Source organism: Alcanivorax xiamenensis, assembly GCF_009846745.1.
Taxonomy (GTDB): Bacteria; Pseudomonadota; Gammaproteobacteria; order Pseudomonadales; family Alcanivoracaceae; genus Alloalcanivorax; species Alloalcanivorax xiamenensis.
Window position 1 is genome coordinate 33940 of the sequence record NZ_AQPF01000002.1, and the last position, 22929, is coordinate 56868.

Annotated in this window: 18 protein-coding genes and 1 pseudogene; 10 read left to right on the forward strand and 9 right to left on the reverse strand. The window is 60.6% G+C overall.

The genetic code is table 11. From position 1 onward, the window contains the following. Window positions 1-7: 7 nt before the first annotated feature. The 4 genes from A6D6_RS01700 (at window position 8) to A6D6_RS01715 (ending at window position 4381) form a co-directional block, all read left to right on the forward strand. Window positions 8-484 carry a DUF1850 domain-containing protein gene (locus A6D6_RS01700; protein WP_236563941.1) on the forward strand — a complete coding sequence of 159 codons (477 nt, stop codon included), beginning with the start codon at window positions 8-10 and terminating at the stop codon, window positions 482-484. Beyond that, complete coding sequence (locus tag A6D6_RS01705; protein ID WP_159659740.1) at window positions 481-2691, forward strand: TRAP transporter permease; 2211 nt, start codon at window positions 481-483, stop codon at window positions 2689-2691. Before A6D6_RS01700 ends, A6D6_RS01705 begins: the two co-directional genes overlap by 4 nt. Window positions 2692-3088: 397 nt before the next feature. Beyond that, window positions 3089-4108, forward strand: a complete 1020-nt coding sequence (locus A6D6_RS01710; protein ID WP_236563942.1) for a type II toxin-antitoxin system HipA family toxin — start codon at window positions 3089-3091, stop codon at window positions 4106-4108. Beyond that, the gene (locus A6D6_RS01715; protein ID WP_159659742.1) at window positions 4109-4381 is read left to right on the forward strand and encodes a helix-turn-helix domain-containing protein; all 273 of its coding nucleotides are present in this window, start codon (window positions 4109-4111) and stop codon (window positions 4379-4381) included. A 120-nt stretch (window positions 4382-4501) separates the two neighbouring features. Here A6D6_RS01715 and A6D6_RS22200 read toward each other — a convergent pair. Beyond that, window positions 4502-5880 (reverse strand): annotated as a pseudogene (locus tag A6D6_RS22200) (IS4 family transposase). 162 nt (window positions 5881-6042) lie between these two features. Further along, complete coding sequence (locus tag A6D6_RS01725; RefSeq protein WP_159659743.1) at window positions 6043-6537, reverse strand: pilin; 495 nt, start codon at window positions 6535-6537, stop codon at window positions 6043-6045. A 397-nt stretch (window positions 6538-6934) separates the two neighbouring features. On the opposite strand from A6D6_RS01725, the gene pilB reads away from it, so the two are divergent. The 5 genes from pilB (at window position 6935) to A6D6_RS01750 (ending at window position 11899) form a co-directional block, all read left to right on the forward strand. After that, entirely contained in the window at window positions 6935-8647 is a 1713-nt protein-coding gene (gene pilB / locus A6D6_RS01730) for a type IV-A pilus assembly ATPase PilB (protein ID WP_133491465.1), read from the forward strand. 68 nt (window positions 8648-8715) lie between these two features. Continuing rightward, the gene (locus A6D6_RS01735) at window positions 8716-9939 is read left to right on the forward strand and encodes a type II secretion system F family protein (RefSeq protein WP_133491466.1); all 1224 of its coding nucleotides are present in this window, start codon (window positions 8716-8718) and stop codon (window positions 9937-9939) included. Between the two features lie 27 nt (window positions 9940-9966). Continuing rightward, the gene (locus tag A6D6_RS01740) at window positions 9967-10830 is read left to right on the forward strand and encodes a prepilin peptidase (RefSeq protein WP_159659744.1); all 864 of its coding nucleotides are present in this window, start codon (window positions 9967-9969) and stop codon (window positions 10828-10830) included. A 279-nt stretch (window positions 10831-11109) separates the two neighbouring features. Further along, on the forward strand, window positions 11110-11715 hold the full coding sequence (gene coaE / locus A6D6_RS01745) for a dephospho-CoA kinase (protein WP_159659745.1): 606 nt from the start codon (window positions 11110-11112) through the stop codon (window positions 11713-11715). Continuing rightward, a complete protein-coding gene (locus A6D6_RS01750; protein ID WP_022995248.1) occupies window positions 11705-11899 on the forward strand; it encodes a DNA gyrase inhibitor YacG in 195 nt (64 codons plus the stop codon). Before coaE ends, A6D6_RS01750 begins: the two co-directional genes overlap by 11 nt. On the opposite strand, the gene A6D6_RS01755 is transcribed toward A6D6_RS01750, so the two are convergent. From A6D6_RS01755 to A6D6_RS01770, 4 genes are all read right to left on the reverse strand, one after another. Continuing rightward, a complete protein-coding gene (locus A6D6_RS01755; protein ID WP_159659746.1) occupies window positions 11900-12850 on the reverse strand; it encodes a Nudix family hydrolase in 951 nt (316 codons plus the stop codon). It lies immediately after the preceding gene. A gap of 2 nt (window positions 12851-12852) precedes the next feature. Next, window positions 12853-14058, reverse strand: a complete 1206-nt coding sequence (argJ, locus tag A6D6_RS01760) for a bifunctional glutamate N-acetyltransferase/amino-acid acetyltransferase ArgJ (protein WP_159659747.1) — start codon at window positions 14056-14058, stop codon at window positions 12853-12855. A 379-nt stretch (window positions 14059-14437) separates the two neighbouring features. Continuing rightward, a complete protein-coding gene (gene secA, locus A6D6_RS01765) occupies window positions 14438-17170 on the reverse strand; it encodes a preprotein translocase subunit SecA (RefSeq protein ID WP_133491472.1) in 2733 nt (910 codons plus the stop codon). Between the two features lie 196 nt (window positions 17171-17366). Next, a complete protein-coding gene (locus A6D6_RS01770; RefSeq protein ID WP_159659748.1) occupies window positions 17367-18293 on the reverse strand; it encodes a M23 family metallopeptidase in 927 nt (308 codons plus the stop codon). A gap of 236 nt (window positions 18294-18529) precedes the next feature. Here A6D6_RS01770 and A6D6_RS01775 point away from each other — a divergent pair, with 236 nt between their 5' ends. Beyond that, entirely contained in the window at window positions 18530-19000 is a 471-nt protein-coding gene (locus tag A6D6_RS01775) for a hypothetical protein (RefSeq protein WP_133491474.1), read from the forward strand. 286 nt (window positions 19001-19286) lie between these two features. Here the strand turns inward: A6D6_RS01775 and lpxC are convergent, their stop codons facing one another. From lpxC to ftsA, 3 genes are all read right to left on the reverse strand, one after another. Continuing rightward, entirely contained in the window at window positions 19287-20201 is a 915-nt protein-coding gene (gene lpxC, locus A6D6_RS01780) for a UDP-3-O-acyl-N-acetylglucosamine deacetylase (RefSeq protein ID WP_133491475.1), read from the reverse strand. Between the two features lie 137 nt (window positions 20202-20338). Next, complete coding sequence (ftsZ, locus tag A6D6_RS01785; protein ID WP_133491476.1) at window positions 20339-21502, reverse strand: cell division protein FtsZ; 1164 nt, start codon at window positions 21500-21502, stop codon at window positions 20339-20341. Between the two features lie 175 nt (window positions 21503-21677). Next, window positions 21678-22913, reverse strand: coding sequence for a cell division protein FtsA (gene ftsA, locus A6D6_RS01790; RefSeq protein WP_159659749.1), 1236 nt, complete (start codon window positions 22911-22913; stop codon window positions 21678-21680). Between the last annotated feature and the right edge of the window lie 16 nt (window positions 22914-22929).

Consider the following 22929-nt stretch of genomic DNA (forward strand, 5'->3'; position numbering starts at 1 on the left):
TCCGATCATGACGGCGGTTCTTGCCGTACTGCTTTGGCCACGATTCTGGCTGGTGGTCGAGGAAGGCGAGGCTCTGCGTTACGCCTTCCCCGCCGCTTCCGGTTCCGACTTCGTACTGCGCTGGACGCACTCGGTGGAAAAAGAAGACTGGGAAGAACGGTTCCGGATACAGACGGATGGCAACCTGATGCTGGTGGAGACCCGGTTCAAGACCTTCGGCGCCGGTGTCCCCGCCGCCGTGGGCCGCGAAACCCGTCTGGAACAGGGCTGGGTGATCATGAGCGGTATCGACCGCCCGGTGGACCCACTCCATGTCCAGGCCGCCGAAGCTGAACACTACCACCTATCTTTCCAAGGACGGACACTGGATCTGACGCATCCCGGTGTCCCTCCGATTCTGACATTCACGACTCGGGAAGCCCCCTTGTTGATGATGCTGCCCGCCCGGTTCGGAACCTGGTGGCGGCAGTGGAGATCGCCATGACCCCGTCTGCTTCATCCCCTTCCCCGCTGCCACCGGAACCGGAGAGGGTGGAAACGGATCCCGCCATCAAGGAAGCGCTGGAAAAATACGATCGCGAGAGCCTGGTCCGCGACGCCCTGCCCCGCTGGATCCTGGCCTTTATTACCGTTGTTTGCGTACTGCTGGCGGCCTTCCATTTATACACCTCCTTTTCCGGACCGCTGGTGGACATCGCCCAGCGCAGCATCCACCTCTATGTGTTGCTGGCACTGGCATTCATTCTCTATCCGATAACCAAGAAGGGGGCCCGCGACAGGATCCCCTGGTTTGACGCCATACTGGTCGTGACGGCGTTTGCTGTTGGCGTTTATATGTTGGTGGTGGCGGACCGGGTGATCGCCTCGGGCGGCCGCATCAACCACACCGACATGGTGGTGGGCGCGGTGGCGATCCTGCTGGTGCTGGACGCCACCCGCAGAGTGACCGGCTGGGGATTACCGATTCTGGCCACCCTTTTTCTGGTCTACGGCTTCTACGCCAAACTGTCTTTCTATCCACGGATCAACGAAGCCATCGTCCTGGCGACCGGCCGGCAGATCATGTCGCATCTGGTGTTCATTACCGAAGGCCTGCTGGGCACCGCCATCGCGGTCTCCGCCAGCTATATCATCCTGTTCATCCTGTTTGGCGCTTTCCTGGTGAAATCCGGGCTGGGACAGCTGTTCAATGATCTCGCCCTGGCCGTGGCGGGCCACACCCGGGGCGGTCCCGCCAAGGTGGCGGTGCTGGCCAGTGGTTTTCTCGGTTCCATCAACGGCTCCGCCATCGCCAATGTGGTGACCACCGGCGCCTTCACCATTCCGTTGATGAAACGAACCGGCTACAAACCCAATTTCGCCGGCGCGGTCGAAGCCTCGGCCAGCGTCGGCGGGCAAATTCTGCCGCCGATCATGGGCGCCGCCGCTTTCATCATGGCGGAGGTACTGTCGGTCCCCTACACCCAGGTGATCATGGCCGGCATCATTCCCGCTCTGTTGTTCTACCTTGGCGTTCTGTTCCAGGTGCATTTGCGCGCCATGCGCAACGGCCTGGAAGGCATCCCCCGCTCCCAACTGACACCGATCAAGGAAGTGATGCTCAAGCGCGGCCATCTGCTGGTGCCGATGGTGGTACTGATGTGGTTACTGTACGAAGGGCGCGCCCCGTTCTTCGCCGCGTTCTGGTCCATCGCCGCCACCGTGCTGATTTGCGGCACCCGACGGGTGACGATCGGCGCCACGATCCTGCTGACGCTGCTGATATTCGAGCCACAACTGCGCGCCCTGATTCTCGGCAATTCCGTCCCTTCCATGCCAACCAGCCGCCTGACTCTGTTCGCGGTCATCGCCATTCCAGTGCTGATCAACGCGGTTCGCGCCCGGCTTGGTTTGGTGGCGGAAAAAATGGATGTGGCTGATTGCCGAGACGCCATGACCGACGGCGTGCGCAATTCCATCCCCGTGGCCCTGGCCTGCGGCGCCGTGGGCATCATCGTCGGCATCGCCACTCTCACCGGCATCGCACTGGAAGCCGCCGACGCGGTGGTGCAACTGGGACGGGCGATTCCCTACCCGACTCTGCAACTGCTGGTGACCCTGATGCTGACCATGATCGCGTCCATCGTTCTGGGCATGGGACTGCCGAGCATCCCCACCTACATCATCACCAGCACCATGGCGGCGCCGATCCTGCTCAACCTGCCCTTGTTCCGCGAACTGGCCGGCGACAACGATACCGCCATCTTCATCGCCCACATGTTCGTCTTCTACTTCGGCATCTTCGCCAATCTGACCCCACCAGTGGCCCTGGCCGCCTACGCCGGTGCCGGCATCAGCGGCGGCTCACCCAACGCCACCGGCTTCCAGGCGATGAAACTGGCGGTGGCCGGCTTCGTCGTGCCTTACATGTTCGTGTTCGCCCACAACATGCTGATGATCGACGCCACCGTCGGCAACATCATCTGGGTGATCATCACGGGCACGGTTGGGGTGCTGCTACTGGCGGTGGCGGTGGAAGGTTATCTGCGCCGCCCGCTAGGCCCGGTATGGCGCCTGCTGGCACTGGCCGGCGCGCTGTCCCTGATCTATCCCGGCCTGTGGAGTGACGTGCTGGGCGCGGTGATTACGGTGACGCTGTTTTTGTTGGCGAAGAAAGAGGGGGCCACGACGCCGGTCGAGACCCGCGTCTAGAGCCCACAACTGTACAAATATGGATGACGGGCGTCTCGCCCGTCTTGCACTCAGGGCCTACCAGGGTCATTTTTTACCTATAAAGCGAAACTGAGACGCTTTACAGTGCTCTTTTTTTCCCTATACTACAAAAATGAACAAAAAATGCACTATTCAGATTTTCGTGAATGGCGCTTGGCAAGATGCCGCCCTTGTTGGTCTGACCGGGCCAGTGGAGCTAGGCTGGCAGGCTTCCTGTTATGGCGGCTACACGTTGGACCATGTCATTACCTGGCCGGATAGCCGGGACGCACATGCCTGCAGCCATACTTGGCCAGTCAGTGCGGAAATTAGTGAATGGGATACCTGGCCGGCTTTTCTGATTGATCTTCTCCCTCAAGGTTTCGGTCGCCAGGAAATGCTCAAACAGCTGTCCTTGAAAGACGGCCCCAGCTCCGATTGGGCACTGCTTTTGGCCGGCACCGGCAACCCGGTTGGCAACCTGCGCATAAAAGAAGCCTGGAACTGGCTCCAACAGCATAGTCCACCGCGACAAATCGGTTTCCATTTCAACGAAGTGGCTCAGCGACATGAGGACTTCGTCGAGTACCTCGCCAACCATGGATTATTCGTCGCCGGCTCATCCGGCGTACAGGGGGAGTGGCCCAAAATTCTACTTACCGAGGCCGACGATGGCCTGCTCTATCTGGACCATTTACTACCCGACCAGCGGGCGCGCCGGCACTATCTGGTTAAGTTCACCCGTTCCGGACCGCGGGACCTGAACCTGATCCTGGAAGCGGAAGGGAAATACATGGCCTGCGCCCGGCACTTGGGGCTGCGTGTTCACGCTCTCCCCGAATACCATGGAAACACTTTGTTCATTCCCCGCTTTGATCGCCACTGCGAGTCCGGACAGGTGCAACGCATCGCTCAGGAAAGCCTCGCTTCCCTATGTCAGCGATCCGGTTTCGGTGTTCGCATCAACCACAACGATGCTTGTGCCGCCATTGCCAATGCCGTCACCGATCCGCAACGGGAGATCATCGAATACCTGAAACGGGATCTGGCCAATATCGTCATGGGCAACAAGGACAATCATAGCCGCAATACCGCCATCAGCCGGGATAACAATGGTCTGATAGCGCTTACGCCCCTCTATGATTTCGCTCCCATGTATCTTCATCCCGACGGCATTGCCCGACCCAATCGCTGGCGCGAACACGACCGGGGGCAGCCTGACTGGCGCAGCGCTGCTGAACAAGCGGCCGACGCCAGCGGTGTTGCGGTCGAACCGTTGATTCAAGCGCTCAAGGACATGGCCCACCCTCTTGCTACCCTGGAAACCGTTATGCGCGAACAGGGCCTGGCGCCAGACATCATTCAGAGAGTCTCGTCCCAAGCCGCGGCAACCGCCAAGATCCTGGAGGCCCTGTAAATGGATAAGCGATACAGTCAAGCGGATGCGCATGAGCAGTTGGAGCGCCGCCGGCAGGTGCTGCGCTCCATTCACGAGCGCCCTGGCCTGCCGCTTTCAGAAGTGATCAAAACGCTGCGCAAGGAGCTGAGACTGACGTTGCAGGAATACAGTGCACTTACCGGCATCTCCCCAAGAGTGATTCACGGGATTGAACATGGGACGGGGAACCCGACATTGAGCACGGCGGAGAAGTTGTTGAAGCCGTTTGGGTTGCGATTGGGTGTGGTGTAAGAGCAGGTTTCAAGGATTATGCTCTACGAGGCTGGGCCTCGCTTTTTGCCTTTGCAATCATAGGCGAAAAGCGAGGTTTGGCCCGAATGGCACTTACTTAACGCTCGCCTTCTTTCCGCCCTAGGCCGTTTTATTCCATGGGCGTTGCTTCGGTGGATGCCCATGCTGACGTATCCAAGCCCGCGCCTCGTGCCGGGGGCGGGTTAACAGCGGAAGCGGCTTCGGTCGTCGCTTGACCGCTCGGGGTTCAATACGTCCTGGTCGACTCTCCACACGCTGCTGGGCGATCAGACGAAAGAGTTCCGTTAAATCGTCACGGGTATGGCAAGCGAGCCGTTGTTGGCACCAAACCTGCCAACATTGCAACGCGTGTTTGAAGCTCAGTGTGCGAGGCAATACCTTCGCCAACACAGCGGACGGTACAATCAGAAGCCGGACCAGATTGTAGGCCAGAAGGTGCACCCACAGTTCCTTTTCCGCCATCTCCTCCGCCATCTCCGGTGTTGTACAGCTCAAGGTCTCCATCCCCAGTGTGGTCTTGATGTACCGGATATCCAGCTCAACATGCCAGCGGCTGCGGTATAACGCTTTCAACGCTTGGCGCGATGCCCTAGCCGGATCATACAAGGTGGTAATCAGCACCTTTCCTCCCAGCGCCACTTCACGCAAGACGATATCGTCCGGCAGTGCCTGATTAGTGCGCCAGACTCATCCAGTCCGGACGCTGGCAAGGTTTACTAATCCGGATCAAATGATCCTTGTGGCCCAGGCGCTTTCCTATACGGAAGTCTGTTGTCAGCTTGCGAGCGCCATTTTGCTCGAACACGACATCCACACCGCGGGCCAGACAGTCCGCCAGAATCACATAACTACCACACAGACCGTCCCCCAGGAGGATATCGCCAGCGTTGAGGCCAGGCAGCAATGAACGGTTCGCTGGCGCTTTTACCCGCGTAAGGCCCCATTGCCGCATTCAGTACGGCACCGCTGGCCAGACAGGTGACGGCGACAATGCGACACAGTGGGAAATCCTGGCCGGGTTTCTGCGAGCGCTGTTGGGGGTAAACCTCTTGATTGGCGGGCGTATCCGGCAGGGTCACGGTGGTGCCGTCAACGATGTGAACAGGTCGCCCCTGCCAATGCCAGCTGTCAGGTACTTTCTCGTTGCTCAACGTTCCTGTAGCGCGTGCTGGAGAAGAGACCAACTCCAGTGATAAACGCTGCCGAGCTTTGCAATAGCCGCCCGTAAAAGTACTGCACGCCTTGCGCCCTCCCAGCCAGCGTGCCACCGCAGCTTCGTTGGCCACTCGCTGACAGGAGCGATCCGCTTGCATTACCCGGCTCAGAAACATCGCCATGGTTTCTATTGGCGGGAAGAGCCGTTCCCGGTGCTCGGGCAATAAAGATTCCAGTACATAAAAGAGCTCTGCCGAGGTCAGCAGATTGAAAAAGCGGATGGCATCCTGGCGAGACAGTTTTTGTTTGATTGCTGCTGAAATCGATTCTGTTTAGCATACATAGGAGCTGATCCTTGGCGGGGTGCGATTCTTTGGCGAGATAAACACGCCGCCATTGGATCAGCTTTTTTTCTTCTGGATCAAGGCCTTATTGATTAAGTAAGTGCCATTCAGTCCTGGCCCCAACATGCTCTCGCAGGAAAGTTACTTACATTCAGTCGGAGCATAACGCTCATTCACACTCCCGGTGTTGACCGGCAGATTACGATTCGAAGCAGTGGTGCTGAGAGCGGAAGCACATGCCCAATCGATATTCCCCTCAAGACCAGCCGCCAATGCCGCCAAACCTATGGACGGGGTGAGAACGATTGTTTCGCCATCAATTTGGGGCGTTTCTGCACTATAGGTAATCGTGATGACACCATCATCCGCGTTGATCGTAATATCGTCTACGTATTTGGTTGCCACCCACTTGTTAGCCCATTCCGCAGCTGCAGAATTTACGCCATTCATGTCATTAGAGTAAAACCCATCAACAACCGCAACCTTAGCGGAAGCAGCTAGTGCGAGACCTTCCGTCACCTTGGAGCGAACGGTGTAATCCTGATAAGCCGGAATAGCGACCGCCGCCAGAATCCCGATGATCGCCACCACGATCATCAATTCAATCAGCGTAAAACCCTTTTGCACGTTTTTCATTTTTGCGTCTCCATAGCGGGAACTGTGTTTTCCGTGCTCACCCCCAAGGCGAGCGTCGCGCTCTCCCCAATGCAGCTACCGGGCCAATTTGCCTGAGCCAGGATTCACGGGGGCTGGAGACAAAGTGTGAACGGTGCACTCTGCCACTCCGCGTCAGCCACTGACCGGTTTTGTCACCCGGGTTGGACGGAAATCGGCACTTACTCGCGGCTGCATCCCAGCCCGGTCTTCTCCGGAGCGGCTTTAGCGTCGCTGGGCGTGTCAGCGTGTCAGCCCTTATGAATTGGGACCCGGTTCTCAGCCACCAGGCACCGGCTCTTTACAGCCCGGGCAAAGGCTGCCAATCTTCTGATTCATAAGAATTATTTCCTATCAACAAACTCAGCCTTTCCGACCCATGAGCAGTCCCCAATCATCCCTGAGCGGCCTGGCGCGCCGCCTGGTCAACGAAGGCCATCTGTCCACCGAGCAGGTGGTGGAAGCGGCCGGAACCGCCCGACGGGAGCAGATGCCACTGGTTCGGCGGCTGGTGAGTTCGGGGCTGCTGAGCGCCGCCACCGTGGCGCGGGCCTCCGCCGAGGAATTCGGGGATCCGATCATCGATCTGGATGCCTTCTCCCCGGACGCTTTGGTCAAGGACCTGGTGGACACCAAGCTGATCGCCCGCCACACCGTCCTGCCCTTGTACAAAAGGGGCAGCCGCCTGTTCGTCGCGGTATCCGATCCCACCAATCTGCCGGCACTGGAGGAGATCCGTTTCAATACCGGTCTCAACGTGGAAACGGTGATCGTCGAGGACGACAAGCTGACCCGCTGGATCGACCGGTTGGAATCGGAGGCGGAAGGCGAGGCGTTCGCCGGCCTGGATGAGGGACTGGATAACCTGGACGTGGCCGACGGCGAGTCGGCGGGTGACGCCAAGGACGAAAGCACCGGCGCCGACGATGCCCCCATCGTTCGTTTCGTCAACAAGCTGCTACTCGATGCCATCAAGGGCGGCGCCTCGGACCTGCACTTCGAGCCTTACGAAAAGACCTACCGGGTACGGTTCCGCCAGGATGGTGTGTTGCAGACCATGTCCAAGCCACCGGTCAACAGCGCCAGCAAGATCGCGGCCCGGCTCAAAGTGATGGCACGCCTGGATATCTCCGAGCGGCGGATTCCCCAGGACGGCCGCATCAAGCTGAAGATTTCCAAAAACCGCGCCATCGATTTCCGGGTCAATACCTGCCCCACCCTGTTTGGCGAAAAGATCGTGCTGCGGATTCTGGACCCGGACAGTGCCAGGATGGGCATCGACGCCCTGGGTTATGAGCCCGAACAGAAAGAGATGTACATGAAGGCCCTGAACCAGCCCCAGGGTATGATCCTGGTCACCGGCCCCACCGGTTCCGGCAAGACCGTGTCTCTTTATACCGGCGTGAACATCCTCAACACCCCGGAGCGGAACATTTCCACCGCCGAGGATCCGGTGGAAATCAACCTGGAAGGTATTAATCAGGTCAACGTGAATCCCAGACAAGGGCTCGATTTCTCTTCCGCGCTGCGGGCGTTCCTGCGTCAGGATCCCGACGTCATTCTGGTGGGGGAGATCCGCGACCTGGAGACCGCGGAGATTGCCGTGAAAGCGGCCCAGACCGGTCACCTGGTGTTATCGACCCTGCATACCAACAGCGCGCCGGAAACCCTGACCCGTCTGCGTAACATGGGTGTGCCGTCGTTCAACATCGCCACTTCGGTGAGCCTGATCATTGCCCAGCGGCTGGCCCGCCGTCTTTGCAGCCATTGCAAGGAACCGGTGGAGGTGCCCAGGCCCTCGCTGCTTGCGATGGGCTTCACGGAACAGGATATCGAGAGCGGCTTTACTGTGTTCGGGCCGAAGGGCTGCCCAAAATGCAATAACGGCTACAAAGGCCGGGTGGGGATCTATGAAGTGGTCCGGGTCACCGACGGCATCGCGCGCATCATCATGCAGGATGGGAACTCCATCGAGATCGCCGACCAGTGCCGCAAGGAAGGTTTCAACGATCTGCACCGCTCCGGGCTGCTCAAGGTGATGCAGGGGGTCACCAGCCTGGAGGAAGTGGACCGGGTCACCAGCGGCCACTAGAACGTTTGGGGACGTGCGCGCGGATTTTCCGTGGCGCGCGACACGATTAAGGGGGATACAGGACGCCTATGGCTAAGACAGCGGCGCAACAGAAGACCGCCACTTTTCTCTACGAAGGCCTCGATCGCAAGGGCAGCAAAGTCAAAGGGGAGATCAGCGGCAAGGGCCCGGCGCTGGTGCGCGCGGAGTTGCGCCGCCAGGGCATCCAGGCGCGCAAGGTGATCAAGAAACGGGAGTTGTCGCTGGGCGGCAAGAAGAAAATCAAGCCCGCCGATATCGCCCTGTTCACCCGCCAAATGGCCACCATGATGAAAGCCGGCGTACCGCTGGTGCAATCCTTCGATATCGTTGCCGACGGTCTGGACAATCCATCGATGAAAGACGTCGTGCTGAAGATCAAGACCGAGGTGGAAGGGGGCAACAACTTTGCCGGTGCGCTGCGGCAACATCCGACTCTGTTCGACGATCTGTATTGCAGCCTGATCGAATCCGGCGAGGCCTCCGGTTCACTGGAAACCATGCTGGATCGCGTGGCGCTCTACAAAGAAAAAAGCGAGGCGTTGAAATCCAAAATCCGGAAAGCGGTGAAATACCCCATTGCCGTCATCTGTGTGGCGGTCATCGTTACCGGCATTCTTTTGGTGAAAGTCGTCCCGACCTTTCAGGAATTGTTTGAAGGGTTCGGGGCCGAATTGCCCGCCTTTACCCAGTTCGTCATTGGATTGTCCGAAGGGCTGCAGGCTCATTTTCTTCCCATATTATTGGGAGCCGGCGCGATCATCGCCGGCTTCATCCAGGGCAGGAAACGCTCCCAGGCCTTCAAGGACGCCGTCGATCGTCTCTTGCTGCGCTTGCCAATCATCGGCGATATCACCCATAAAGCCACCGTCGCCCGATTCGCCCGCACCCTGTCCACCACTTTCGCCGCCGGGGTTCCTCTGATCGACGCCCTGGACGCCTGCGCGGGCGCCACCGGCAATGTGGTCTATCGCAAGGCGGTATTGCAGGTCAAAGAAGACGTGGCCACTGGCCAACAGCTACAATTCGCCATGCGTTCCACCGGCGTTTTCCCGCCGATGGCCTTGCAGATGACCGCCATCGGCGAGGAATCCGGGGCCCTGGACGGTATGCTTGGTAAAGTCGCCACTTACTACGAGGATGAGGTGGATAATCTCGTGGACGGCCTGACCAGTATGCTGGAGCCGCTGATCATGTCGGTGCTGGGCGTGCTGATCGGTGGCCTGATTATCGCCATGTATCTGCCGATCTTCCAACTGGGTCAGGTGGTCTGACCAACAACAAACAGGACAACGTCATTCGTGTTTAGCTTTCTCGCCGACCAGCCCGCACTGCTCATTCTCTTCTGCACCGTGTTCGGGCTGCTGGTGGGCAGCTTTCTCAATGTGGTGATTCACCGCGTTCCGCGAATGATGGAGCGCACCTGGCGGCGCGAAGCCCAGGAAGTGCTGGAACTGCCCATGGAGGAAACCCGTCCCTACAACCTGGTGGTGCCCCGTTCCCGCTGCCCGCATTGCGATCACGCCATCCGCTGGCACGAAAACATCCCGGTGATGAGCTGGCTGGTGCTGAAGGGACGCTGCAGTGCCTGCGGCCAGGGTATCAGCTCGCGCTACCCGTTGATCGAGCTGCTCAGCGCCCTGGTCGCCGCGGTTTGCGCCTGGCAGTTGGGTTATGGAGGCTGGTTGGTGTTCGTGCTGTTCGCCAGCTTTACCCTGCTGGCACTGGCGGTGATTGATCTGGACACCACTTTGCTTCCCGACGCCATGACCTTCCCACTGCTGTGGGCGGGGCTGCTGGCGGCATTGCTGGGCATTTCACCGGTATCCCTGCCGGATGCCGTGGTCGGCGCCATGGCCGGTTATCTGTCGTTGTGGAGCCTGTATTGGGTATTCAAACTGGCCACCGGCAAGGAAGGCATGGGCTACGGTGACTTCAAGCTGCTCGCGGCGCTCGGCGCCTGGCTGGGCTGGCAATATTTGCCTCTGGTGATTCTGTTGTCCTCGGTGGTGGGTCTGATGTTCGCCATTGGCATGATGGCCCGTGGCGGTCTCGATCGGAGTCAGGGCATTCCGTTCGGCCCTTATCTGGCCATTGCCGGCTGGATCGCGCTGTTGTGGGGCAACACCATCGTCGGTGCCTATCTGGGCCTGTTTCAGTTCTGAGCGATTACGCCACCAACATCGCGATCCTTTCCAAGATGAGGAGAGCCACGGGCACCCCATCGTTTTGGGATGATCCGCTGCCACTCCTGCACACTGTATTCGCTGCCAAGGCAGCTTCCCACAGCGGCTCCGTAGCCTCCTCTTTGTGGGAAGCTGCCTTGGCAGCGAATACATGTGAATTCATGCTCACGAGGCCGGCAACAGCTTGAGGCGGCGGCATCCTGGATTTTTCCGGCTCCGCCGTGTAGTTTGCAGACCAGTTCCGGGTGGAGATAAAGCATGTATGTGGTAGGTGTCACCGGTGGTATCGGCAGCGGTAAAACCGCCGCCACCGATTTCCTGTCCCGTCTGGGTATTACCATCGTCGATGCGGATCAGGCATCCCGGATCGTGGTGGAGCCGGGTCAACCGGCGCTCCATGCCATTGTCGATCGGTTCGGAGAACGGATATTGCAGGAGGACGGCACACTCAATCGCCGCGCTCTGCGTGATATCGTGTTCAGCGATGATCTAGCGCGGCGGGAATTGGAAGCGATCACCCACCCGGCAATCGGCGACCAGCTGCGTCGGCAGATCCAAGACAGCGACAGCGACTACACCGTGCTGGTCTCGCCTTTGCTGTTGGAAGGACGGCAAAAGGACATGACCCACCGCGTGTTGGTGGTCGATGTCCCCGGTGACATCCAGATGGCGCGCACCGTGAACCGGGATCAGGTCCCCATGGAGCAGGTGGAAGCGATCATGCGCGCCCAGTTATCGCGGGAAGAGCGCCTGGCCCAGGCCCACGATGTGGTGACCAACGACGGCCCCCTGGAACGGCTTCATCAGCAACTGGAACAACTGCACCAACGTTATTTGGAGTTAGCCCGACGCCATGGCGGATAACACCACTCGCATCTATCCCTGCCCTCATTGCAAGAAACCCACCCGCTGGGACGATAATCCCTGGAGGCCGTTTTGTAGCGAGCGGTGCAAGATGATCGATCTGGGCGCCTGGGCCTCGGAGCAACACGTGATTCCCGGTGATCCAAACGCACCCGTGGACGATCTCGACGATCCGGAGCGGTAGTCAATCCACCCCGGGCCAGAAGGCACGGATGCCGGCGACACCGTAGGCGCCATGTTCACGGGCGGTGGTCAGATCATCCGGGGACAGCCCACCGAGAGCATAAAACACCAAGGGCCGCACTTCGGTGAGCGCGGCGAAACCGTCCCATCCCAGGGGCACCACATCCGGATGCGTGGCGGTAGCCGCCACCGGCGATACCACCGCCATCGGGATATCCAGCGCCAGAGCCCGCTCCAGGGCGCGACTATCGTGACAAGCGGCGGAGACCACGCCAGCGAATCCGCCCAGTTCCGCCGCCGACGCGGCCATAAGAGCCCGGCGGCTCAGGTGCAATCCGCTGGCCTCTTCCCGTACCGCCAGCGCCATATCGTCCCGAATCCAGAAACGCAGCCCCCGCTCGCGGCAGACAGCCGCCAGCCGCGACAGCGACGGCCCCTGGCTCCAGTTCCGCAAATACACGCCCTGTCGTTGTGGGTCCAGCCGCTCCAGTCCCGTGATCACCGCCTGCTCATCAAGCCCCTCGGGCACCACCACCCATTCCTGGGGTAATCTCAGCGCCAGCGCCACTGGGCGATTGGCGGCGGGAAAGGCGCGCTCGGTAACATCGGCCAGCGGCACCCACTCCACCGGCTGCCCCTCACGGCCATGGGGCTCGCCGCCGTAGCGCGACACTTCCCGGAAATGCAGGGTGACTTTCAGATCCGGGTAGCGGTGACGAACGGTCATGAACGGCTCGCACCCGGTCACATCCAACCCGAGCTCCTCGTGCAATTCCCTGGCCAGGGCAACATCAAGCGCCTCTCCCGGCTCCACCTTGCCACCGGGGAACTCCCACAGCCCGCCCTGATGCTTATGCTCGGGACGGCGACTCAGACACAAACGCCCTTCACCGTCGCGGATGATACCCGCGACCACGGTGATTTCCGGAAGAGGCTCATCAGATGCGGACATGATCAGGTGCGATACTCGGCGTTGATTTTCACGTAGTCATAGCTGAAATCACAGGTCCACATTTGCCCCCGGCCCACGCCCGCGGCCAGGTCCACGCGGATGGTGATTTCCGGACGCGCCATGACCGCGGCGCCCCGTTCTTCGGTGTAGTCGTCGTCGACGCCGCCTTCATTGACGATACGAACATCATCCAACCAGATCGCCACCCGGCTCACGTCCAGGTCATCGATCGGCGCCCGCCCCACGGCGGCCAGGATACGGCCCCAGTTGGGATCGGAGGCAAACAAGGCGGTTTTGACCAGCGGGGAGTGGGCAATGGTTTCCGCCACCGCCAGGGCGTCGGCGTCGCTGGCGGCGCCTTCCACTTGAATCTCGACGAACTTGGAGGCCCCTTCGGCGTCGCGGATCAGTGCCTGGGCCAGTTCCACGAACACCTGCTCCAACGCTTGGAATACCAAGCGGGCAGCCTCGCTGTCCTCCTGCTCGACCGGCGCGGCTCCAGACCGGCCAGTGGCGATCAGAATGCAGGCGTCATTGGTGGAGGTGTCACCGTCCACGGTGATGCGATTGAATGACGCGTCCGCCAGTTCGCGCACCCAGCGATTCAGCAGCGGCTGGGCCACTTCCGCGTCGGTGGCGATGAAACCCAGCATGGTGGCCATGTTCGGCTTGATCATGCCGGCGCCTTTGGCGATGCCGGTGATGTTCACCGGCGCGCCGTCCAGCTCGAGGCGGCGGCTGGCCACTTTCGGCACCGTGTCGGTGGTCATGATGCCCTCGGCGGCACTCCCCCAACCGTGCTCATCCAGGGTTTCCAGTGCCACCGGCAAACCATTTTCAAACGGTTCCATGGCAAAGGGCGCGCCAATAACCCCCGTGGAAAACGGCAATACTTCCGCTGGATGGCATAGCGCCAGCTCCGACAGCAATACACAGGTTTCCTCACACAGCGCCAGCCCCTTGTCGCCGGTGCCGGCATTGGCATAGCCGGTGTTGATCATCAGATAGCGAGGCGCCTTTTCCGTCAGGTTACGGCGCGCCACCTGAACCGGCGCGGCCTGGAAGCGGTTACGGGTGAACACACCGGCGGCGCGGCTGCGCTCCGCCAGTTCAATCACCACCAGGTCCTTACGTTGGGCTTTTTTGATGCCCGCCTCCACTGCGGCCAGGCGCACGCCTGCCACCGGAAACCACTGCGACTGCGTCATGTTCGATCCTTCACCAAGGGTCATGGAATGATTCGGGCTACCTGTTCGCGGCCCTGATTAATAGCATGGCCTTTCCGGGCCAAGGGGGGCAAGGGCCCCGAACGCGGGGTTGGCTAAGGGAGCGGAAAGGCCCGCGGGAACCATTGCTGTCCCACAAATATGGTTCTGACGTTTGACCGCGGAATCCATGGCTGTGGCCAGTCTATTGGTCTTGGAGATATGAAATCGCGCTGTATTCGCTGTCAAGACCGCTTCCCACAGAGGAAGCTACGGCGCCGCTGTGGGAAGCGGTCTTGACAGCGAATCAGCGTGTAGGCGTGCCAGCGTGTTGCGTGTAAACCGCCTGTTCCACATCTGTGGGACACTAGTGCCGCGGGGACTAGCTTTCCAGGCGGCCGCAGCAGTGCTTGTACTTTTTGCCGGAACCGCAAATACAGGGTTCATTGCGCCCCACCTTGCGGCCTTCGCGCACCACCGGCTGGGCCACCTGCGGCGGCCCCTGGGTCTGAACACCGTCGCCGGACGCGGTGGGAGCGGCCATCTGCTCCTGTTGCGCCTTCATCCGCTCCGCCTGTATCCGGGCCTCTTCCTGGCGCTGAGCTTCCAGCCGTTCCACTTCGTCGTCGCGTCGCACCTCGAAATTATGCAGTACGCGAATCAGCTCGTGCTGGATCTGGTTCAGCATGGCCTGGAACAGCTCGAAGGCTTCCTTCTTGTATTCCTGTTTCGGGTTCTTCTGCGCGTAACCACGCAGATGGATGCCCTGACGCAGATGATCCATGCTGGCCAGGTGCTCTTTCCAATGGCGGTCCAGGATCTGCAGCATCAGGTGTTTTTCGATCTGCCGCAGCGTTTCCTCACCGACCTCCTGCTCCTTGCGGCGGTATTCCTCTTCCATGGTCTCGATGACCTTTTCCACCACCCCGTCGATGTGCAGTCCGGTGTCTTCACTCAGCCATTGGCTTACCGGCGCCCGACAGCTGTACTCCGTCGCCAGGGCGCGCTCCAGTCCGTCCACGTCCCACTGGTCTTCCACCGAGCCCGGCGGCATGTAGGCGTGAACTTCATCCGGCATCACGTCACGGCGGATACTTTCGATGGAAGATGACAAACTGTCGGATTCCAGAATCTGCTCACGCTGACTGTACACCACACGGCGCTGGTCATTGGCCACGTTATCGTATTCGAGCAGGTTCTTGCGGATATCGAAGTTGCGTGCTTCCACCTTGCGCTGGGCATTCTCGATGGCCCGCGTCACCCAGCGGTGTTCAATGGCTTCACCGTCCTTCAGGCCCAGAGAACGCATCATGTTGCGCACCCGGTCGGAGGCGAAGATACGCATCAGGTCGTCTTCCATGGACAGGAAAAAGCGGGTGTAACCCGGATCGCCCTGCCGGCCGGCACGGCCTCGCAGCTGGTTGTCGATACGGCGGGATTCGTGCCGCTCGGAGCCGATAATGTGCAGGCCGCCGGCCTCCAGCACCCTGGCGTGGTTGTCCCGCCATTCGTCGCGAATCTTCCGTGCTTCCGCGCCATCCGGATCATCAAGATGCTTGATCTGCTCCTCCGGGTTACCGCCAAGTACGATATCGGTCCCCCGGCCGGCCATGTTGGTGGCGATGGTCACGGTGCCCGGGCGCCCGGCCTGGGCAATGATCTGGGCTTCACGCTCGTGCTGCTTGGCGTTGAGCACCTGGTGTTTGATCTTGTCCTGGTTGAGGCGATGGGAGAGATATTCGGAGGCCTCGATGGTGGCGGTACCCACCAGCACCGGCGCCCCTTTTTCGACGCACTGTTTGACCTCGTCGACAATCGCTTCGAATTTTTCCTTCAGTGTCAGATAGACCAGATCGTTGGCATCGATCCGCGCCATCGGACGGTTGGTGGGCACCACCACCACATCCATGCCGTAGATCTGACGAAACTCCACCGCCTCGGTGTCGGCGGTACCGGTCATGCCAGAGAGCTTGTCGTACAGACGGAAGTAATTCTGGAAGGTCGTGGAGGCAAGCGTCTGGTTTTCCTGCTGAATACGAACGCCTTCCTTCGCCTCCACCGCCTGGTGCAGGCCATCGGACCAGCGGCGCCCCGGCATGGTCCGGCCGGTATGTTCATCGACGATAACAATCTGATCGTTCTGGACCACGTACTCCCGGTCCCGGTGGAACAAGGCGTGAGCCTTGAGAGCCGCGTGCACGTGATGGAGCAGCGTCAGGTTATGGGCCGCGTACAGGCTCTCTCCCTGCTCCAGCAGATCGTTGTCCACCAGCAGGGACTCGATCAGTTGGTGACCTTCCTCCGTCAGTTCCACCTGCCGCTGTTTCTCGTCGATCACATAGTGACCGGTTTCATCCCCCTCTTCCGGCTGCGGCTGAAGCCGCGGCATCAGCAGATTGACCTGCCGATACAATTCGGAGGAGTCGGAAGCGGGACCGGATATGATCAGTGGGGTACGAGCTTCGTCGATAAGAATGGAGTCCACCTCATCAACGATGGCGAAGTTGAGCTTGCGTTGCACCCGGTCTTCCAGCCGGAAGGCCATGTTGTCACGCAGATAGTCGAAGCCGTATTCGTTGTTGGTACCGTAAATGATGTCGGAACCATAGGCCTCACGCTTTTCCGGCGCCGGCTGCTGGGAGTAGATGATGCCTACGGAGAGACCGAGAAATTCGTACAGGGGACGCATCCAGTTGGCGTCCCGCTCGGCCAGGTATTCGTTCACGGTCACCACATGCACGCCCAGACCGGACAGCGCATTGAGATAGGCCGGCAAGGTCGCGGTGAGGGTTTTACCTTCACCGGTGCGCATCTCGGCGATACGCCCCTCGTGCAACGCGATCCCGCCCAGCAACTGCACGTCGAAATGGCGCATCCCCATGATGCGGGTAGCGGCCTCGCGGACCACGGCGAACGCTTCCGGCAACAGTTCATCCAGCGTCTTGCCCTCGGCGAACGCGGATCTCAATTCGCCGGTCTTGGCTTTCAGCGCTTCGTCATCCAGTTTGGCCATGTCGTCACCAAGCGCGTTGATCGCCGTGACCAGGCGGCTCATACGCTTGAGTTCACGGTCATTTTTGGTGCCGAAGACTTTCTTTGCGATGGAAGACAGCATGAAACGTCCGTTTTTTCTCAATGGGTGGAGCAGAGCGCCCCGCGCTAAGGAGGGATCATTCTACTCACGAGATTGGGTAGGGGCGACCATAATTCAAGCCTTGGGCGGAGGAATCAAGACCCGGCTGACGGTCCCCGGTCAATGAGGGTGCTTGACAGCACCCCGCTCCGCCCCGCCTCCCGCCAGGGATGGCGGGCTAGCGGCGTACCCGGGCGATATAGGGGGAGGGATCCACCTGCTGGCCGTTCTTCAGCACTTCGTAGTGCACGTGAGGGCCGGTGGAACGACCACTGCTGCCAACGATGGCGACGGTATCGCCGGTGCGCACGATATCCCCCACTTCCACGGTGACGCTCTTGGCGTGGGCATAACGGGAGCTGATACCGTTGCCGTGGTTGATTTCCACTAACTGACCGTAGCCGGTTTTCCTGCCCGCGTAGGTAACGACGCCGGAGGCGGTGGCGATAATCGGCGACCCGTCCCGGGCGGCGAAATCCACCCCTTTGTGCCAGGCCACCCGACCGCTGAACGGATCGGTGCGGCGGCCATACCGGCTGGACATCCAGCCATGCGGGATCGGCCGGCCGGACAGGAAGGTTTCATCCTTGAGCTGGCGGTTTGCCAGCAGCTTTTCCAGAATGTCCAACTGCTGCTCGCGCCGCTGCAGGGCGGTGGTCACCCGCTCCAGTTCCTGCATGAACGACGGCGGCGTGAAGCTGCTGCTGCCCTCCACTTCCGGACCACCAATGGCCGGGGCGCTGCTGAAATCGAACTCCTGGCCGTCGATGCCGGCCACGTCCACCAAACGCTCTCCGAGGGCATCCAGACGCACCAGCCGGGCTTCAGTGTCCGCCAGTTGCAGGGTCAGGGCTCGGAACTGTTCAGCGCTGAGCCGGGACAGGTCCGCCACTTCACGCTTCTGCTCGTTGAGTTCGTGCTGGAACCGCTCGGCCACCGCTTCGGTGTAGGCTGGTGGCGCCAGTTTGTAGTTCAGCCAGTAGGCGCCGGTACCCAAGGCCACCGGCAGCGCGATCATGACCGAAAGCGCCAGATACAGCCAATATCGGGATAACTGCACCGATCGGGCATGGCCGCCCTTGCTGTTAAGCCATATGATGTTCATGAGTGTGGAAACACCCCTTCCAAAAAGTCTTCAGGCCAACGGTCCGAGGGCCCGCGGAATATCCATTCATAAATGACAATGCCGGTGGTGCCGGGCGGCACCGTCCCCGTTGGTCTCTCCGGTTTCTTTACTGCCACCCGACCGGTCAGGGTCTGGCGGTGATTCGATGAGCCCGGAGTAGCTGGCGGGAGACTTATCGTTTTTTTACAATTAGCCGGGTAGTGTAAGGAAATACCATGGCCAATACAAACCGGCCCCAAAACCTCGGGGCGCTGCTCAAACGCCATCCCAGACTGGGACGGCTGGCGGCCAATGCCCGCGCACAACCCGCCCCTTCTCAGGACAGGGACCCGCGGGCGTGCCTGCCGCCCGCGCTGCGTGACCGGGTCATGCTGGTGGAAGAATCGCAACGCTGGCTGGCACTGGTGGAAAACAGCACCACCGCTCAGCTTCTGCGCTTCCATCTGCCCCGGCTGCAGCGAGCCCTGGCCGGTGCCGCCAGCGTCAAGATCGTGGTCACCGGCCGGCGCCAGTTGGACAGCGGTCCTGACACAAGCCGCTCCCCCCTTGATAAAGGCAAATATCATGCCATGGGACCGGTTCTGGATGCGGAAAGTGCGGCTCATATTGCTCGCGCGGCGCGGGACATGGACGATCCAGGTCTGAGTGAAGCCCTGGCCCGACTGGCCAGCCGGGTCAAAAAGTGACGGGATAAGTCATCTGAAAAGCCAGAAGCGAGGCGCGCGGTGATTCGCTAACACGCATACACGCAACACGCTTGCACGCCAATCCCGGTTTACCGGGACTACCGAGCCGCCGAAGGCGCGGGTCATGAGCCTCAACGGCTCTTTTGATGCGTTGCAGGGCACCATGGAATCGCCGGCAAGCGCCATGCGGCCATCTCTGGATTCATCAGGAAAGAACAATAAACAAAGCATGAGTGCCCACCCCGGCCGCGGGAGGGTGGCCAGGGTGGACCGGGGAAGCGCACCGTTATTCGGCGGTGGCCAAAGGTCCGGCGTAGGAGATCGGTGCCGCGTCGGCGTCCTCGAATGTCACCACTTCGTAGGCGTCCGGCTGGCTCAGCAGTTCGCGCAGCAGGGCGTTGTTCAAAGCGTGACCGGACTTGTGACCGACAAATTCGCCAATCAGACTGTAGCCCAACTGATACAGGTCGCCGATGGCGTCCAGCATCTTGTGCTTCACGAATTCGTCGTCGTAACGCAGACCATCCTCATTAAGGATGCGGTATTCGTCCACTACGATGGCATTGTCGACACTGCCGCCCAACGCCAGGTTCTGGCTACGCAGGAACTCGATATCACGCATGAACCCGAAGGTCCGGGCGCGCGCCACTTCCTTCACGAACGATGTCGTGGAGAAATCGATGCTCGCCAGCTGATCGCGTTCCTCGAAGACCGGGTGGTCGAATTCGATCGAGAAAGTCACCTTGAACCCGTCAAAAGGCACGAAAGTAGCGACCTTGTCGCCTTCTTTCACCGTCACCTTCTTCTTGATCCGGATGAACTTCTTCGCCGCCTCCTGCTCACGGATACCCGCGGACTGCAGCAGAAACACGAAGGGCCCGGCACTGCCATCCATGATCGGGACTTCCGGCGCCGACAACTCCACATAGGCGTTATCGACCCCCAGCCCTGCCATGGCGGAGAGTAAATGCTCGACCGTGCCCACCTTGACGCCATTCCGCACCAGGGTCGTGGACAAGGTGGTTTCCCCAACATTGTGGGCACCCGCCTTGATCTCCACCACCGGATCCAGATCCACGCGGCGGAACACGATGCCAGTGTCCACCGGCGCCGGACGTACCGTCAGGTAGACTTTCTCACCGGTATGCAACCCTACGCCGGTGGCGCGGATTACGTTTTTGAGTGTTCGTTGTCTGATCATCGATCCGTCACAAAGCTACCGGTATCCTGAAAAATAAGGATACTGCCATCCTCGAAGCGTTATAAGAGGATAAGTATACCCAAAATCCTCTTACCGCACCATTGACCGTGCCTATCGCGCCGTTAGCCGCGCCGCCGTCAGTCGGCCTGACGGCGGAGGAAGGTCGGGATATCAATGAAGTCCAGATCTTCCGCGGTGTTCACCGCGCCACGGCCGGAACCGCCCATGCTTTGTTGCGCGGCACGACGACGCTCCACCGCGGGACGCTCCAGGTCGTTGTAGTCCACCCGGCCTTCCGCGCCCAATGAGTTCTGACGGCCACGTACCACTTTCAGTTCCTGTTGGGCGCCCAAACCGGTAGCGACCACCGTCACACTGATATTGTCGCCCATATCCGGGTCGATGGCCGTGCCGATGATCACATTGGCTTCCTCGCTGGCCAGCTCGCTGACGATGTCCCCCACTTCGGAGAACTCATCCAGAGCGATGGACTCATTGGCGGTGATGTTGATCAGGATGCCGCGGGCACCCCGCAGATCCACATCTTCCAGCAGCGGGCTGGAGATGGCGGCCTGGGCGGCTTCGGCGGCCCGGTTGTCGCCGGTGGCGAGACCGGTACCCATCATCGCGGTACCCAGCTCACTCATCACGGTGCGCACGTCGGCGAAGTCGACGTTGATCATACCGGGACGAACGATCAGATCGGCGATCCCTTTCACCGCGCCCTGCAGTACTTCGTTGGCCGCTTTGAACGCGTCCAGCAGGGTGGTGGAACCGCCCAGTACCGCCTGCAGCTTCTCATTGGGGATGGTGATCAGGGAGTGCACCTGGTCGCGCAGAGCCTGAATGCCTTCCTGGGCGGAGCGCATGCGCTTCTTGCCCTCGAACGGGAACGGTTTGGTTACCACCGCCACCGTGAGGATACCCAGCTCCTTGGCGATCTCGGCCACCACCGGCGCCGCTCCGGTACCGGTGCCACCGCCCATGCCGGCGGTGACGAACACCATGTCCGCGCCGTCGAGCAATTCGGCGATGCGGTCACGGTCCTCCAGCGCCGCCTGCCGGCCAATGTCCGGATTGGCTCCGGCACCCAGGCCCTTGGTCACCTGGCTGCCCAGCTGAATCACGGTCTTGGCCGAGGAGTTGCGCAGGGCCTGTGCATCGGTATTGGCGCAGATGAAGTCCACGCCTTCCACGTTGGAGCGCACCATGTGGTCCACGGCGTTACCGCCGCCACCACCAACGCCCACCACTTTGATCACCGCGCCATGGGGTACGGAATCTTCCAGTTTGAATTGCATAATTGATCTCCCGCTTGTTGCTTCCCTGGTTACTGCCTTTTCCAAATCGGGCCAGCCTGTCCGGCCCGCTCTGAAACCGTTGAAATCGCTCCACGCTTGCACGCTTCACGCAACACGCGAAAACCACTCCGATTCAGCGTGTTGCGTGCTGGCGTGTTGCGTGCCAGCGTTTCCATCAGAAATTGCCCTGGAACCAGCGCTTGAAGCGCTCGAGCCAGTTCACCTGTCCGCCGCCGGCCTGGGCCCGGGCGCTCAGGCCTTCCTTCTCCATCCGCAGCCCGTAAAGCAGCAGGCCCACGGAAGTGGAATAAATCGGATTGCGCACCACATCGGTGAGCCCGGCCACGCCCTGAGGCGTACCCAACCGCACCGGCATATGGAAAATCTCCTCCGCCAGTTCCACAGCGCCCTCGATTTTGGAGGAGCCGCCGGTGAGCACGATGCCGCCGGGGATCAGGTCCTCATACCCGGAGCGGCGGATCTCCGCCTGGATCAGGGTGAACAGCTCGTCGTAACGGGGCTCCACCACTTCCGCCAGATTCTGGCGGCTGAGAGTACGCGGCGGCCGATCACCGACGCTCGGCACCTTGATGGTTTCGTCGGCGCCGGCCAATTGCGTCAACGCGCAGGCGTATTTGATCTTGATCTCGTCGGCGTGCTGCTTCGGTGTGCGCAGCGCCATGGCGATATCGTTGGTGACCTGATCACCGGCAATCGGAATATTGGCGGTGTGGCGAATCGCCCCTTCGGTGAAGATGGCGATATCGGTGGTGCCACCGCCGATATCGACGATGCATACGCCCAATTCACGTTCGTCCTCGGTAAGCACCGAATAGGCGCTGGCCAGTTGCTCGAGGATGATGTCCTCCACTTCGAGACCGCAGCGGCGTACGCTTTTTTCCACGTTCTGGGCCGCGTTCACGGCGCAGGTCACCAGATGCACCTTGGCCTCCAGGCGCACCCCGCTCATACCCACCGGCTCGCGCACCCCTTCCTGGTTGTCCACCACGTATTCCTGCGGCAGCACGTGCAGGGTTTTCTGATCCGCCGGAATCGCCACTGCCTGGGCGGCATCGATGACACGGTCGATATCCGCCTGCATCACCTCCCGGTCACGGATCGCCACGATGCCGTGAGAATTGAGACTGCGCACATGGGATCCGGCGATGCCCGCGTAGACCGAGTGGATCTGGCACCCGGCCATCAGCTCCGCCTCTTCCACCGCCCGCTGGATCGAGCGCACCGTGGCCTCGATATCCACCACCACGCCTTTCTTCATGCCGCGGGAGGGCTGCGATCCGAGCCCCACCACCTCGACGGTGCCTTCGCTGGTCACCTGACCGACGATCGCCACCACCTTGGAGGTACCGATGTCCAGCCCCACGATCATGTTGTCCATTGCGTTCGCCATTAGCGCTTGCCTCGAT